This window comes from Faecalibacterium sp. I4-1-79 (assembly GCF_023347235.1).
Lineage (GTDB): Bacteria > Bacillota > Clostridia > Oscillospirales > Ruminococcaceae > Faecalibacterium > Faecalibacterium tardum.
Genome location: NZ_CP094467.1, coordinates 2144543 through 2158230 on the forward strand (window position 1 = coordinate 2144543; position 13688 = coordinate 2158230).

At 49.8% G+C, this 13688-nt stretch carries 16 protein-coding genes; 8 read left to right on the plus strand and 8 right to left on the minus strand.

Going from position 1 to position 13688, the window contains the following annotated elements; all coding sequences use genetic code 11:
• Positions 1-381 precede the first annotated feature (381 nt).
• Complete coding sequence (locus tag MTP36_RS10665; RefSeq protein WP_249250103.1) at positions 382-1740, minus strand: sugar transferase; 1359 nt, start codon at positions 1738-1740, stop codon at positions 382-384.
• A gap of 90 nt (positions 1741-1830) precedes the next feature.
• Positions 1831-4035: a Helicase associated domain protein gene (locus MTP36_RS10670; protein WP_249250105.1), complete on the minus strand. Its 2205-nt coding sequence runs from the start codon at positions 4033-4035 to the stop codon at positions 1831-1833.
• Between the two features lie 283 nt (positions 4036-4318).
• Between MTP36_RS10670 and MTP36_RS10675 the strand changes: the two genes are divergently transcribed.
• On the plus strand, positions 4319-4822 hold the full coding sequence (locus MTP36_RS10675) for an N-terminal phage integrase SAM-like domain-containing protein (RefSeq protein ID WP_243111085.1): 504 nt from the start codon (positions 4319-4321) through the stop codon (positions 4820-4822).
• Complete coding sequence (locus MTP36_RS10680) at positions 4788-5465, plus strand: site-specific integrase (protein ID WP_249250107.1); 678 nt, start codon at positions 4788-4790, stop codon at positions 5463-5465. Before MTP36_RS10675 ends, MTP36_RS10680 begins: the two co-directional genes overlap by 35 nt.
• Before the next feature lie 168 nt (positions 5466-5633).
• Here MTP36_RS10680 and MTP36_RS10685 read toward each other — a convergent pair whose 3' ends face one another.
• Positions 5634-5882 (minus strand): DUF1778 domain-containing protein, encoded by a 249-nt coding sequence (locus MTP36_RS10685; protein ID WP_249250116.1) that lies wholly within the window; start codon positions 5880-5882, stop codon positions 5634-5636.
• A 227-nt stretch (positions 5883-6109) separates the two neighbouring features.
• Here MTP36_RS10685 and MTP36_RS10690 point away from each other — a divergent pair, with 227 nt between their 5' ends.
• From MTP36_RS10690 to MTP36_RS10715, 6 genes are all read left to right on the plus strand, one after another.
• Positions 6110-6385, plus strand: a complete 276-nt coding sequence (locus tag MTP36_RS10690; RefSeq protein WP_249250118.1) for a hypothetical protein — start codon at positions 6110-6112, stop codon at positions 6383-6385.
• 136 nt (positions 6386-6521) lie between these two features.
• A complete protein-coding gene (locus MTP36_RS10695; protein ID WP_249250120.1) occupies positions 6522-7184 on the plus strand; it encodes a SprT-like domain-containing protein in 663 nt (220 codons plus the stop codon).
• Positions 7185-7254: 70 nt separating this feature from the next.
• Positions 7255-7539: a hypothetical protein gene (locus tag MTP36_RS10700; RefSeq protein ID WP_249250137.1), complete on the plus strand. Its 285-nt coding sequence runs from the start codon at positions 7255-7257 to the stop codon at positions 7537-7539.
• Positions 7540-7609: 70 nt separating this feature from the next.
• Positions 7610-7810 carry a helix-turn-helix domain-containing protein gene (locus tag MTP36_RS10705; protein WP_249250146.1) on the plus strand — a complete coding sequence of 67 codons (201 nt, stop codon included), beginning with the start codon at positions 7610-7612 and terminating at the stop codon, positions 7808-7810.
• 197 nt (positions 7811-8007) lie between these two features.
• Positions 8008-8406, plus strand: coding sequence for a hypothetical protein (locus tag MTP36_RS10710; protein WP_055185320.1), 399 nt, complete (start codon positions 8008-8010; stop codon positions 8404-8406).
• Positions 8407-8457: 51 nt separating this feature from the next.
• On the plus strand, positions 8458-8643 hold the full coding sequence (locus tag MTP36_RS10715; protein WP_249250155.1) for a hypothetical protein: 186 nt from the start codon (positions 8458-8460) through the stop codon (positions 8641-8643).
• A 1067-nt stretch (positions 8644-9710) separates the two neighbouring features.
• Here MTP36_RS10715 and MTP36_RS10720 read toward each other — a convergent pair.
• The 5 genes from MTP36_RS10720 to MTP36_RS10740 form a co-directional block, all read right to left on the minus strand.
• Positions 9711-11642: a DEAD/DEAH box helicase family protein gene (locus tag MTP36_RS10720; protein WP_249250157.1), complete on the minus strand. Its 1932-nt coding sequence runs from the start codon at positions 11640-11642 to the stop codon at positions 9711-9713.
• A gap of 201 nt (positions 11643-11843) precedes the next feature.
• Positions 11844-12116, minus strand: a complete 273-nt coding sequence (locus MTP36_RS10725; protein WP_249250159.1) for a hypothetical protein — start codon at positions 12114-12116, stop codon at positions 11844-11846.
• Between the two features lie 162 nt (positions 12117-12278).
• Entirely contained in the window at positions 12279-12605 is a 327-nt protein-coding gene (locus tag MTP36_RS10730) for a hypothetical protein (protein WP_249250161.1), read from the minus strand.
• 18 nt (positions 12606-12623) lie between these two features.
• Positions 12624-13205 carry a hypothetical protein gene (locus tag MTP36_RS10735; RefSeq protein WP_249250168.1) on the minus strand — a complete coding sequence of 194 codons (582 nt, stop codon included), beginning with the start codon at positions 13203-13205 and terminating at the stop codon, positions 12624-12626.
• Positions 13206-13230: 25 nt separating this feature from the next.
• Positions 13231-13608 carry a hypothetical protein gene (locus tag MTP36_RS10740; RefSeq protein ID WP_249250170.1) on the minus strand — a complete coding sequence of 126 codons (378 nt, stop codon included), beginning with the start codon at positions 13606-13608 and terminating at the stop codon, positions 13231-13233.
• Positions 13609-13688 lie beyond the last annotated feature (80 nt).

The following is a 13688-nucleotide window of genomic DNA, read 5'->3' on the forward strand; positions in this document are numbered from 1 at the left end:
TCTCTGCGACCATGTGGTTATCATCATCACTCTCACATCCGCCTTGTTACCTTCAAGACCGGGATGAAATCGCAGATGATGTTATCATCGTCAAGTCCCAAAACCGCTATGTGAAAGTCACTACAGTATCGTTAGTACCCTCACGGTGCAATCAGACATAAACCCACGAGCTACGGCCGCATCCATAAAAGTGCTTTTTCCGGGCATAAACGCCTCAATTCAACCTCATTTTGCCCTCTCTAACGCCCATGGTCTCGGCATTTTGCACTATCGAGAGTACTATCCAGCTTAACGCCACGGTAAGAGGTGTATTTATGCCCGATTCCACTCTGGATTTTCTTTCAGCTTTTGGCAGCTCAAAACGCAAAGAGTCATCGATATTTAGTGGTTTTCTCCACTCATAGCAGTAGTTTGACCCTCGGAAACTCCCTCGGTACTTTCAGGCATAAACAGGATTTTCACGGTTGCCAGCATGATTTTCAAATCCTCGATCAGGCTTGGATGTGCAATGTACATCAGATCCATCTGCAGTTTATCGTAGGGGGTGGTGTTGTATTTGCCATACACCTGTGCATAACCGGTCAAGCCTGCCTTTGCCTGAAGCCGCAGTGCAAACTCCGGCATCTCCTCGCAGTACTGGGCAGCGATCTCCGGGCGCTCCGGACGAGGGCCCACAACAGACAAATCACCCTTTAGGATGTTCAGCAACTGAGGCAGTTCGTCCAGACGGCAGGCGCGGATAATGTGACCGACCTTTGTAATACGGTCATCCTTGTCGCCGGTGGAAAGACGTGCCACGCCATCCTTTTCTGCGTCCACGCGCATAGAGCGGAACTTCAAGATCTCGAACTGCTTACCATCTTTGGTCAGGCGCACCTGTTTATAGAAAGCGGGACCACCATCGGATTTGACCGCAATGGCCGTAATCAGGAACAACGGACTCAGGATGATCAGTGCCACCAGCGAGATCACAATGTCCATCGCGCGCTTAACGAACAGGAACTCCGGACTTGCCATGTAACGACCGACGCGCAGCATCGGCAGGTGGAACATATGCATCGGCCAAGCGCCACTCATAATAACGTCGCCCACACGGGGGATGACGAACATATTGATGCCCTTCCCTACGCAGTGCTTCAGGATAATGTTTCGTTCATGGCTGTGAACACCACTGACAAAAACAGTCTCCATGCCGTCCAGAATGCTCAGGTCTGCCAAGCACTCCGACACGCTCAGGGTAACCTGCACGTCGTATTTCTGGCTCAGACCGTACTCGTTGATGAGCTTTTCCATACCATGACGCACATCGTAGACGACTGCGGTCTTCTGCGGCGGAAAGGTCTTGTAGTACCATTTATGTGCACAAGATGCCCAGATCGCAGCCATCACCAACTGCCCCGCAATTGCCGCAATACCCGGCAACAGGTTGCAGAGCTTTGCCGACATCAGGCAGATCACGATGTACAAAATACCATCGGTTGCCATCGCGCCAAGGATCTGGCCATACACAAGCTCCGAGACCCGCTGCATGGACATCCAGAACGCATCGTAGATTTTACCGAGTGCAATGTACAGGATAAAAAACAGGCCTAAAATCGCAAAATGACCCTCCCATGCCAGATTTGCATAGGTCTGGTGCGAGTAGTACAGGAACCAGCAGCCCGCAAACGGCAGCTCGATCATCAGAACATTCAGGATCTTCACGACCCTCAACATCACATCATGCTGAATCTTTGACATAATCCTCTCCAATAACTCCTTTAGATTTTCTTTTTACGACTCACGTAACTTCTCCGACCCAAATTGCATCAAGTGCTTTGGATCGCGCTATCAACTACACAAACCGATATCTTCCCCCGTTTTGTGGTTAGCTGAAACATTCAGTCTTTCGCTTTCCCTATGAGGTCCTTGTGCCAACTCCAACCGGCGCGGTCTCGAATCTGCTTTCTCCCACCGCATCCCGATGGCATCCAGCTTTGCAATCCGTTCCTCTGTCAGAACAGCGCAGCTTTTTTCAGGATTATGGCGGGTATACCGCTGCCGTTTGACCCAATTGCCAAGGTTGTATCCGTTTGGCGACACATATTCTGCCGGGATATTCAGGTCGCCGTGGGCATCAAAATAGCGCTTCGCTTCCTGATATCCTTCGTTCCACTGGCGGTCATTGCGGTTGCCCCAGTACATTCCGATACGGTTGAGCCGTTCGACTTGTTCGTCCGTCAGTTTTCCTTTCGGGTATGCCCATTGCTGGCTTGCGACCCATTGTCCCAGCCGTTCACCAGCCGCTGTCACATAGGAACGCGGGATATTCAGGTTGCCGTTTTCCTCATAGTAGGCGGCAGCCAGCGCATAAGCCTTTTCCCACTTGGCATCAAAAACGCTCCACACCATGCCGATCTCATCAAGCTGTGCGATGCGTTCTTCCTTCAAGCGGCCATTCAGCTTTTGCTGCCGGGTCTTAAGAATCCACTGTCCCAAAGGGTAGCCGTCCGGGTCGGTGTATTTGCCGGGCACCATCAGGTTTCCGTAGGTGTCGTGGTATTTCTTTGCGACCTCAAATCCATGCTGCCACGCAATTTCCTTCCGGTTTCCCCAGACCATGCCGATGCTGTCCAGCCGCGCGATCTGCTGCTCGGTCAGATTGCCTTGGATCTGTCCCTCGCGCACCCGGCGCTGGGTGACCAGCCACACGCCAAGGCTCAGACCGCCGGGCGTGGTGTACAGTTTCGGGACGTTCAGGTTGCTGTGCTCCGCATAGTAGATACTTGCCTCAGAGAAGTAGTGCTCCCAGCCGGAAGAAAGGCTCGCCTGCAGCTGTTCGAATAGTACCCGGCAATCGTGCACCTGCTCGATGACCTCAAACCGCTCGGTCACGATCTTATCGCCCTCGCCGTTGGCATACAGACGATGGACTGCTTCCTGCATCTCGCTTTGCAGACCGGAAATGCTGGTCAGACCCTCAAAGTTGTTGACCACATCGAGAATCAACGGGGCTGCGGTGTCCCCGGCGGTCAGGGCACGTCCGATTTGCTGCTTGTAGATGATGGGCGAAATGGTAGGTCTGAACAGGATGACCCCGGAAATGCCTTCCACATGGATACCCTCGTTGAGCATATCGATGCAGAACAGCAGCTTCAGCCGGTTGCTTGTGTCCGTTTTAAAGTCCGCAAAGGCTTTGTCCGTGTTCGGGTCATCTGAATAGGCCTGATACACCACAACGTCCGGGTTGACCCCAGCGAACCACTCCGGCACATGGGACACCATCTCGTCCATGTGCTCCTTGTTAGCGCAGAACACAATGTACTTGCCAGTCTTATTCGTGATATGATGTGCAAAGACCCTATCCAGACCATCCGCTTGTTCCAAAGCGCGGCGCAGCGCGTCCAGATATTTCTGGTTCACATCCTGAATGCCCGGTGCTCGCAGGTTATCCACCCGTGCCTGATACTTTGCAAGGGCTTTCTGATACTGATAAACCGTGGTCACATATTTCGGGGCAGGCAAAATGCCCCTGACGACTGCTTCGCCAAGGTTCATGTCGCTTGCAATATGTCCATCGAAAAGTTCTTCGGCCATGTCGCGATTGTTATCTAGATAGCGGATGTTTGTTGCTATCAAACCCAGCAGTTTTGTGTTCGGACATAACTTTAATAAAGCCACCGTGCTTTCGTCCCAGCATTCAGCACCGGCACGATGGAATTCGTCGAGTATAATATAGGCGGGCTTCTGCGCTGCTATTTCGTCCAGCTGTGCCTGTGTGCAGCACATCAGTTTGGCGTAGGTGTAAAAATGAACGTTTGTCAACGGAAAATCCGAGTCGTTCTTTTTCAGGCTCTCCAGCTGGGTCTTGAAGATGTATTCACTGGGAGAAAGCCAGATTACAACCTTGTCCGGGTTGTCCTCGACCAGCTTGAACGCAATATAGCTCTTTCCGGTGCCGGTGGGATAAACAATGGCGGCTTTGCCATACTGGTTCATCATCCGGACTGCCGCATGATATGCTTTCTCGTTGTGCTCAAACAGACGCAATGCCACCTTGTTCACCCCTTTCCGCATAAAGGGGTACCCTTCACATGGAAAATGGAGGATACCAATTTTTCGACATCATTGTTTGATTCTCCCTATTATTTTATCATGGTTATATCTGGGAATCAATAGAAAATTATACAAATGTATCCCACCTGACCTTAGAAAAAAACTCGCAGAAGCCGAAACTTTTTTGCACATTGCCCAGTTCTGCATGAAAAAATCCAGCTAAAAACGAAGGTGGACAGAATAAGTGGTCAGATGGGTGTCCAAGACGCAGGAGGAAACAAAAATGGCACGACGGGGAGAAAACATTCATAAGCGCAATGATGGTCGGTGGGAAGGCCGCTATATCAAAGCGCATACACCGGATGGAAAGATTCAGTGGGGCTATATCTATGGCACAGTCTATGCAGAGGTCAAGCAGATTCTGATTCAGAAAAAAGCAGAAGCTGGTTTTTATAACCTGAAAAGAACCGACCTAACCTTTGAAGCATTGGCCGAGGTATGGCTGCGCTCCCAGCGAAATGCCGTAAAAGAATCCACCTATGCGCATTATTCGTACACGCTGCACAAGTATCTTCTTCCGGTTTTGAGCAAAGTGTCCGTTGCATCCCTTGACGAGAGCTTCCTCGAACAGGCCATGCAGCAGATCATCGTGCCCACAGATGCCGCACACAAGCCACTGGGAAATTCTTCTGCCCGGGAATGCCTCTCGATGCTGCGTCGAATATGCCGCACATTTACGCCTGATTCGTCCGATGGAGTTGGAAGTTGCGCTGCCAAAAGCTGTTGATAAAACACCCGTGCCCCTTTCTCCGGCAGAACAGCAACGGCTCTTCCAGTATGTGCAGGAGAACCCCACGCCTCGCAAAATCGGCTTATTACTGGGGCTTGAATTAGGTCTGCGTATTGGCGAGATCTGCGGCTTACAATGGGGTGATTTTGACCTGAAACTTGGCACGCTGAAGATCAACAGGACAGTCTGCCGAATTTCCTGCGGAAACGGTCATACAAAGGTGGTTATCCAAACGCCGAAAACCCGCACCTCCCGCCGGGAAATTCCAATCCCGAAACAGCTACTTATTGTGCTAAAAAAGCTGCGCGGAAACGCCAGTAATTCCACATGGTTTCTATCTGGCAACGAGTCTAAGCCCACCGAACCCCGCTGCTACCGAAAAAGCATCAGAGCATATCTGAAACAGGCAGCTGTCCGGCAGGTACGTCCGCACGCGCTGCGCCATACCTTTGCAACGACCTGTCTGCAGGCGGGGTGCGATGTAAAGACCCTCAGCGAATTGTTAGGACACGCTAACGCCAACATCACCTTGCAGCGCTATGTGCACTCTGACCTGACCCGAAAGCGCAGGGAGATGAACCGAATTTTCTCCCATCAGGTGTCCATGAGGGGCAGGAAATCGATGAATCTGATAGAATAACGTTTGATTTTGGCCACGGCCTTTCATTTTCCATGTGGAGGATACTTTTTTGTTTTTTAGGTGTCATTTTCTTAACGCAAAAAGGCCCCTGCCGATCACATTTCTGTGAAAGACAGAGGCCTTCTGTTGCTAGATTTTAATCAGGTCTGGGGAGATGGAACAACTATCTCATTCTACCGGGTCAGTGTCCCCTTCCAGATTTTTAACTACCCCCGGGGTGTCTGACGCACTGAGCATCTGTTCTTGCTCCATGCGGCGGCGTACAGCTTCCACCACATAGGCGTTTACGCTTTGCCCAGCTTGCTTTGCTGCTTGTTTGATGCGTTCTTTTTCGCCCTTTTGCGTCACGAGCTGTGTGTACTCGTAATTCTCGTTATTCCATTTTCGTTTGCTGGCTGTACTTGTTTTGCCGCCCATCCAAAGCACCAACTTTCTGTTTACTCTTATAGGTATTATATCATATCTTTTCGAGCTGTCCATTCTGCAAATACTTCATGAAGTATGCACTTTCCGCAATTTATAGCCTTTTTTCTTGTGCAACATTCCATCTTGCGTACTTCATGGAGTAGGCGTATACTAGTGCCATCGGGAACACCGGTTCTCACATCCGACCATTCACCAACAATTTGAAGAGAGGTACACACATGAGTATCAACGTTTTACTGACCCTTGTCGAGCAGTACAAGGAGGCCGCCCAACTGATCGAGGCTGCACAGGCTGAACAGGAACAGTTGAAAACCCAGATCCGCGAGGCACTGGCTGAGCGCTCCACCAACTATCTGGAAGTAGGCTGCCACAAAGTCCGCCTGTCCGATTTCTCCAGCACCCGACTGGACAGCAAAGCCATCAAGGCCGTAGCACCCGACCTGTACGACCAGTACAGCAAAACGGTCACCGGCACCCGCCTGAGCATCACCTGAAAAGAAAAGCCCTTGCAAATGCCGCCTAGGAAACTGCATTTACAAGAGCCAGTAAAGACCGCTGGGGAGCGGTTCGGATTACAAGACTATTATAGCCGCTCCCCTCTTTTTTGTAAAGAGAATAGGAGTTCATAAGATGAAACAGACTGTCAAAACCTCCCGCGCTGCTGGTCAGCTGGAAAAGATGTTCCGCGAGCTCAACAAGCACTACTTTGCAGGCAAGCTGACCGAGCCCATCATCAGCCTGAAAAAGACCCCGTCCGCCTATGGTCACATCACCTGCTCCAAGGTCTGGCAGGCAGGCGGCGAGAACAAGTACGAGATCAATATTTCGTCGGCTACCCTTGACCGCCCCATTGAAGAGACTGCTTCCACCCTGCTGCACGAGATGGTGCATGAGTACTGCATGGAGACTGGCATCAAGGACACCAGCAACAACGGGGTCTATCACAACCGGCGCTTTAAGGAGCAGGCCGAGGCACACGGCTTGACCGTCGACCACCACGAAAAGTATGGCTGGACCATCACGAGCCCGTCCGAAGAGTTGCTGGACTTCATCATCTTCCAAGGCTGGCAGGATATCCAGATGGGTGAGCGGCTGGCATGGTCGGATATGGCAGGCACCGGAGCAGGCAGCAAGGCACCCGGCAGCAGTCAGACCGGAGCGCCCAAGCCTCCCAAAGCAAAGAGCAGCACCCGGCGGTGGGTATGCCCCAAGTGCGGTACCATCATCCGGAGCACCAAGGAAGTGCGGGTCATCTGTGCGGACTGCATGGAGCTGTTCGTGAAGGCTGACTAACCATAGCAGGACAGAGAGCGAGGGCACGAGTGAGAGTAGTGCTATTATATAAAATCACAGGAGACATTCCATGGATACTTATAAAATCGCTGTTGACGCCTTTCTTGCCGAGACGTCCGAGTGCAAAGCCAGTGGGTGCGCCGTATTTACCGGGGCAGACATCGCGTTCCAAGACATCCAGCTGCACACGCACCGAAACAAATCAGAGCTGCACTTCATGGCTGGACACACCATGCTTTCCATCCCCCTTGCCAGCATCCTGAGTATTGAAAAGTTGGTATTGCGAGATATCCAGTCCACCGAGTATGAGATCATCACCAAAGAAGGCGGCACCATTACCCTTGACGTTTTTTAGAAGTGCACTCGTAAAGACAGAGATCCGCCGGGCTGTGAGAGGACGCCCATTATATTGAAGGAGAGCAGCCATGACCATTATATCAGAACGTTTGCAGCACCTGCGCCTGACGCACGGCTATACTCAGACCGAGCTTGCCCGAACTATGGGTGTGACCCGCCGGGCAGTCTACGCATGGGAGCACGACAAATGCCCCGAGATTCCCCGCCTGATCCAGCTCGCCCAATTCTATCAGGTATCCACCGATTATCTGTTGGGGTTGGCCGAGTGAGGTGTCCCCTGCCGCCGGAGGCCTTACCGGAGACTTTTTGCGCGCTATAGTGCGGTCATCTATAAACTTGCGCGACGGCAGCCAGAAAGCACCATATTTTAAAAGTGTCCTTGTAAGTCCATCTTATCGGACGCATCGTTTGGTAAGCTTTAGATACATCAAAGCAAACACACTTCAAAACACAGGAGGATAATATTATGGCAGGCGCTTTTTCGTTATTTTTAGGCATGTTGGGTCTTGGTGCAGCTGGTGCAGTCAGCGCGGGACAGAACGCAAAAATCAAGAAGGCAGATTATCAGTATGGCGAGGAGCATGGCCTTCATGGCACCTCTGAGGTTCTGCAAATGCGGGAGCGAGTGCGTAAAGAATGGTGGAGCATCTGCGGCAAAACCTACAACGCATGTGAGAGGCCTGCATCGAGTTACGGCGACCTCAGCAGAACTCCGTGGTGCTATCTGAAAAAGCGCTGGTTCATTGATCACCTGAACAAAAAGGGCATCCCTTATGATGATCTGGTCGTGGACGATGTTACCGGCGTTACCTTCTATGAGAGCCAGAAAAGAACGTCCCAAGCCTATATGAGAAAGCTGCGGTAATAGACATCGCGCCTATCGTCACCACTTCTATCAGCAGCAGGAGGTAAGCTTATGGCTGAAAATAAATTCGTTGTCAAAACGGTATTCCATGATGAAAATGGAGATACTCTGCTTCGTGAAGATTACCGTGAAACACGAGAAAAAGCACAGGAGCTCAAGGATTTGGCTGATTTTGGCTATGCCGGACTTTTTGGCAAGGGTCAAATGAAAGTTACTACAGAAATCATTGAACGCTGACACCAACCATCATTTCCTATAGCAGCAACAGGGCTCTGCCGCTCAGACACGAGTAGCAGGGCTCTTTTTTACTTGGTATCCGGTCAAGAAGTGAACTTAAAGAGCGGCGTTTAATATCAGACAGCACACATCCCGGCGGATTTGCGGCTCGATTATTATTTTCACCACTTTTGAGCATATCCATTTGCGTCGTGAAATGCGACGGAATTATGAGCGGACTTTGATTCCAGTCATAAGGTCTGTCAAACACATCTCCACTTGTGGCGAAAGTACAGAATTGAAGCACGGCGCACATTTTTGAGCACCATCTACATCTCCCCAAAATTGGGGACACCTTTCTTGATGGGGTCGGTCTAAGCGACCTCACTTCAATTTAGGCCGTTGCAGGTGCGTACTGTTTGGTACAGGGTCGTGTATGGCGATTCTATCAGCGCAACAAAGCTTAACTTGAACCATTGAGCTCGTTAATCAGATTGATGATTAATGAGGTTGGAAACCATACGCAGACCATTTTGACCCACTCTCAGGGGTAATCAATTTGAGTACCCCCTTTTTTGGCAGCTTAAAATTCCGTCATCAAACAATATCCACAGTGTAGACGTCCTTGTATTATACGGTAACACGATATATTCCGTTCGAGGTATACTTTTTAATGGTATCAAAGTCAGACAGAATCACACCGCAGCAGATATTTTTCTCAATTATTTGAGATATTTCACTCTGATCAAATCGTCGCCCATTTCTGATATGCGTCCTATTGGTGAAGGATTGATAAAGAGCGACATCAGTGCCTATATTTTTCACTGTTTTATATAATAGAGTGAATTTCGTAGGCATCAATTTTCTAATTTTGTCACCCACCAGACCATTTTCTTTTGTCCTGCTTCAAATCGCTTCTGCTTACTTCCAAGATCATATCCATATTGATGCAACCATTTGCATGTTAAGGGCACTGAAGTCACCGCACTGAGATTACTATTACCGAGAATATTACCAGAAGATAGTTTGGCGCATTTTTTGCTATTTATATATATATTATATACCAAATTTTGCGCCACCAACTATAGTCACTGTTTAATCAAAATCCAGAAAGTTTTATCTCGATTCTCGTTTCTCTTATTCTCTCTATCACTTATAATCTTAACACCATAACATAGAAGAAATTTATTCAAACCCATCTGACCCGGCTCTCTCCCTTGATATTTTTCAATATAGCCAAAACCCATAATTTTTTCTGTCATTTCCTCTGAATCCATCGGTTGATTCAGGTGCGCATAGAGCCAATCTTCCAAATCTTTGAACCGATACGCTTTGATGGGTTGGTGCAAGTTAAACATCGCATACTTCATAAATAACTCAGGATAATTCGTTGAGCTCATAATGTCATAAAGCATTTCGAGATCGTGCCCTACCTGTTGAAGCCCCAGCGGATTGATATGGTATCCAGTGACTACATTGTGTTCCAAAATTTTACTCTTATCGATTTTCTTCTGAATCACTTCCGGATTGTCACTATGCAGGTATTTATTAAATTCTTCTTCGCCTGCCATGTACGCCTGCGCTGGCAAATACTTGTTCAACAGCATACTGCGAAACTTTTTCAGCCCACTGTTTGTGCCCCAGTACCAGTCAAGGCTATAATCCCTGAAATAGACAGTACAGGTGTCATCTGCATCCAAGGAGCGCTTGCGTCCGAGTGACTGAGCTATTTCCAGAGGATTCCATTGGTCGATAAAAATATGCTTTACACCCCGATCTTTCAATCCGATTCCCACACCCATAGCCTTTGTCGTGAACAGAATATTCTTTAGCTGCTGGCCATCCTTCACGCAGACCGAAAAATCGCTGTACTTTTTCCGATATCTTTCGTTGAAAGGTGAGCAATAATATGCGGCTGTGTCGCCAAATATTTTTTCCATTTCGGCCAAATCATCGCCAAGCTCCATGAACACGATTGCTTTTTCACCCGCCGGAAGGCGTTTCAGGATCGTCACCAGATTGTGTCGGGCATAGAAATAGGCGACTTTGACGTACTCATAGTACTGCGGCAACCTATAGATACGTTCAGACTGCGTTGGACCACCTTTCTCTTCCAGAAGTTTCCAAGTATCCCGCCCGGTCGCACTCATATAAACCACGGTATGGTCTTTCTCTGCCTGTAGGAGGGCATCAAATGAATAGTGTGTATTGATGTTGAAGGCTGAGAACTCGGACCAGTAGTGGCATTCATCCGCAATGATAATTCGATGTCTGTCCAATAGCTCTTGAAGGATTCTCTGATCGGATACGTCTCCCTTACAGAGTTGCTCAAGTTTCTGGTAGGTGATAACGGTTAAGACCTCTTTATATAGATCCCATCCTTCTTCTGAATCATCGCCGAACACCATCAAGTATTCTGCCCTACGTCGTTTTTCCAGATCTTCATGCAATAGCGTCAACGGGCAAATCATAAGGATCCGGTTGTCATAATTTCCCTTCAAAAACTGATCAACCGCCCATCCAGCCATCTTCCGGATAACGAATTCACTCTTGCCACGTCCGGTTCCCATATCCAGAAGAACTCTTCCGTTCCCCCAATGCTGGAATGCATCACCGATTAATTCTGAAGCATACGCCCACCGCTCCTTCTCCGCCGGGGCGTCCCCTCCTATCTTTACCAATGGCACGATTGCTTCTGCGGGCACCACTTCCACCTCTGGCGCTTCCTCTGCCTCCTGAACGGCACAGCACCCTTCCTGCAGCTCGGTGGGCTCTGGCGTCTGGGGACTGGGTATCCCCTCAGCCTCTGCTTCTGGCTCTGCTGACTGTCTGGTGGGCTCCGGCTCTGCGTTTATCCGTTCCAGCTCTGCAATCGCTGCACGGGCGCTTTCTGTCCATTCCCGCTGCTCTTCCTCGGTCAACGGGTTCTCCTTGCAGTTGCGTAGATATTCCTCATATTCGTGGGTTCTGTTCTGTTCATCCAAAAGCTTCAAGTAGAAGCCGTCAAAGGGCATTTTCATGTAATAGCCTCTATAATAATATAAGGCGCACAGCCCAGCCATCTTGCCAGACCATGCGCCGGTTTGTCAGCGCCTGCCAAAAAAAGCTCTGGTCAAACGCTTTGTTCTGTGCTATTATAGGGGCGGGAACTTTTACTGCAAATACATATTCCCGTCTCTATTACCGCTTTGCCTGCGCCAACAGGTAAGGCGGTTTTTGTTTTACTGTTGCACATGGGCCTTCGCCTCGAGTGCCGCCGCCGCTTCTGCAAACCTCCGCATGGCGCTGCTGTAGCCAATTTCAAAAGAACTCTCGGCAATGGGCGCGACCAACCCTTCCAGAATTTCAGATAGAATCGCATTCTGTACGTCACCCAAATACGGTCGAACAAGCACATCTAGCTGATGAAAGCTTGCCTCCACAGCACTTTTGAACTTCTCTTCATTCTGCTTGATTTCGTCAGTGGTCTGAAATACATCTTCTAAAAAGCTCATTTTAATCTCCTTTTTAGCATGACACTGCCTCTGGATGTCCTGCCCATTCCACAGCCTGCTCATTTGCTTGGGCGCGCTGTACACTGCCGGCACCCACCTTTACCACAGCTTTTTTATTGTCAAGCGCCTTGCATGTGCTAGACGTTTTTTGTTTGCCTTGGATCATGTCTCTGGCACCTCATTGTCCTTGTGCCCTTCAAGTCCAACGCGCATCTCTGGGGTCAGCGTTCTGGTAAACTCCAAGTATGCCTGGATTCCCAGCTCTACCGCGTATTGCTCTGCTTGGGCCATCAGTTCTGCCGACAACCGTGCGATCCTATTCTTGTCCGCCTCATCAACCGGCAGGTCCTCCAGCGCCCTTTCCAGCGCGTCTGCGGCCTTGACCAGCGGCTCACACAGCTCACGCGTCTGCCGTGGGATGATCAAATATCCTTCTTCGTCCAACGACACACTCAAAATGTCCACGCTGCAGGTCTTGTTATCCGTCATAAGCTTCCTCCTTGTCCTTTACATTCCACACCATCGTGCCGCCCGGGGATTCACAAACTCCGGCTTGAACGTCACATTGGGGAAATTCACATCCATATAGTTTCCGAACTCTTCCGTCGCCGCCTCTTCGCTGTAATCGGCCAATGCATCCACCGTTTCCAGCGCCTGCAATAGACGAATGCGCCCCGTGTTCCGGTCATGCCCCATCTGCACAAGCTCACTATCGGTCAGTTCATTGCAGAGTTCATAGGTGGCAGCGATATAGCTTCGCAGTACAGGCTTTGGTTCAAGCCGCACCTCATAATAGTAGGTCGGCTCCTCTGCTGCTGCCTCCTGAACGACAGCCTCCATGCTGCAGATGATCTCCAGTTCGGGGTCGCCTTCTGCATCTGAGGTAGGCGTAATGGTCATATCCGTACCATCGCAAAAACGCATCGTAATGCCTTTACCGACCGTGGAATCTCTTTGATCCGGGCAGATACATCCGCCCGCCGGGGTCGTTTTCCCAGACAGCGCTGCGTTCAGAATGAGCGATGCTTCCCGCTCTTCTTCAGGTGTTTCGGCATGGACCTCGGCACCGTTCATGTAGATATCGATCATAGTCGTACCCCTCCTGTTTGGTTGATTAAAAAATCGTATCGATGTCCGGATCGTCCAGCTCATCCAGTTCGTCCATCCAGTCATATGCCGTGGGGACAATTTTTTCGTCCGCATCATTCTGGTAGGGCACAGAATGGCAGTCGATTTTCAGTAACGCCCGCCCATCATCGCTGAGGTATGGCAAGAAGGTGATCGTCATATTACACTCCCAATCCGGCGCGTCGGCCAGCTTCAACGTAATTCCTTCGCAGGGATTCAGACTGTCGTGGGGTGTGTCTGTGCAGGTATCATAGATCAAAGCCTTCCCTTCCAGCACATTCCTCAACGCCCAGAGCGCCGATACGTCATTCTTACGTCCATTCGTCCGGATCGTTACTGCGTCTTCGTGATTGTAATCCATCATTATACCTCCTGCGCGATGCGCGCACATGTAATTTTTTTGCAGGCTTCTTTTGCGTTTGCGGTTAGCATAGTCAAACCTCT

Excerpts from the sequence above, each read along its gene's own strand:
- MTP36_RS10690 (WP_249250118.1), top strand. The coding sequence starts at position 6,110 with ATGAGTATCAACGTTTTACTGACCCTTGTCGAGCAGTACAAGGAGGCC.
- MTP36_RS10740 (WP_249250170.1), bottom strand. The coding sequence starts at position 13,608 with ATGATGGATTACAATCACGAAGACGCAGTAACGATCCGGACGAATGGA.
- MTP36_RS10730 (WP_249250161.1), bottom strand. The coding sequence starts at position 12,605 with ATGACGGATAACAAGACCTGCAGCGTGGACATTTTGAGTGTGTCGTTG.
- MTP36_RS10710 (WP_055185320.1), top strand. The coding sequence starts at position 8,008 with ATGGCAGGCGCTTTTTCGTTATTTTTAGGCATGTTGGGTCTTGGTGCA.
- MTP36_RS10680 (WP_249250107.1), top strand. The coding sequence starts at position 4,788 with ATGGAGTTGGAAGTTGCGCTGCCAAAAGCTGTTGATAAAACACCCGTG.
- MTP36_RS10715 (WP_249250155.1), top strand. The coding sequence starts at position 8,458 with ATGGCTGAAAATAAATTCGTTGTCAAAACGGTATTCCATGATGAAAAT.
- MTP36_RS10685 (WP_249250116.1), bottom strand. The coding sequence starts at position 5,882 with ATGGGCGGCAAAACAAGTACAGCCAGCAAACGAAAATGGAATAACGAG.
- MTP36_RS10705 (WP_249250146.1), top strand. The coding sequence starts at position 7,610 with ATGACCATTATATCAGAACGTTTGCAGCACCTGCGCCTGACGCACGGC.
- MTP36_RS10675 (WP_243111085.1), top strand. The coding sequence starts at position 4,319 with ATGGCACGACGGGGAGAAAACATTCATAAGCGCAATGATGGTCGGTGG.
- MTP36_RS10735 (WP_249250168.1), bottom strand. The coding sequence starts at position 13,205 with ATGATCGATATCTACATGAACGGTGCCGAGGTCCATGCCGAAACACCT.
- MTP36_RS10700 (WP_249250137.1), top strand. The coding sequence starts at position 7,255 with ATGGATACTTATAAAATCGCTGTTGACGCCTTTCTTGCCGAGACGTCC.
- MTP36_RS10725 (WP_249250159.1), bottom strand. The coding sequence starts at position 12,116 with ATGAGCTTTTTAGAAGATGTATTTCAGACCACTGACGAAATCAAGCAG.
- MTP36_RS10695 (WP_249250120.1), top strand. The coding sequence starts at position 6,522 with ATGAAACAGACTGTCAAAACCTCCCGCGCTGCTGGTCAGCTGGAAAAG.
- MTP36_RS10665 (WP_249250103.1), bottom strand. The coding sequence starts at position 1,740 with ATGTCAAAGATTCAGCATGATGTGATGTTGAGGGTCGTGAAGATCCTG.
- MTP36_RS10720 (WP_249250157.1), bottom strand. The coding sequence starts at position 11,642 with ATGAAAATGCCCTTTGACGGCTTCTACTTGAAGCTTTTGGATGAACAG.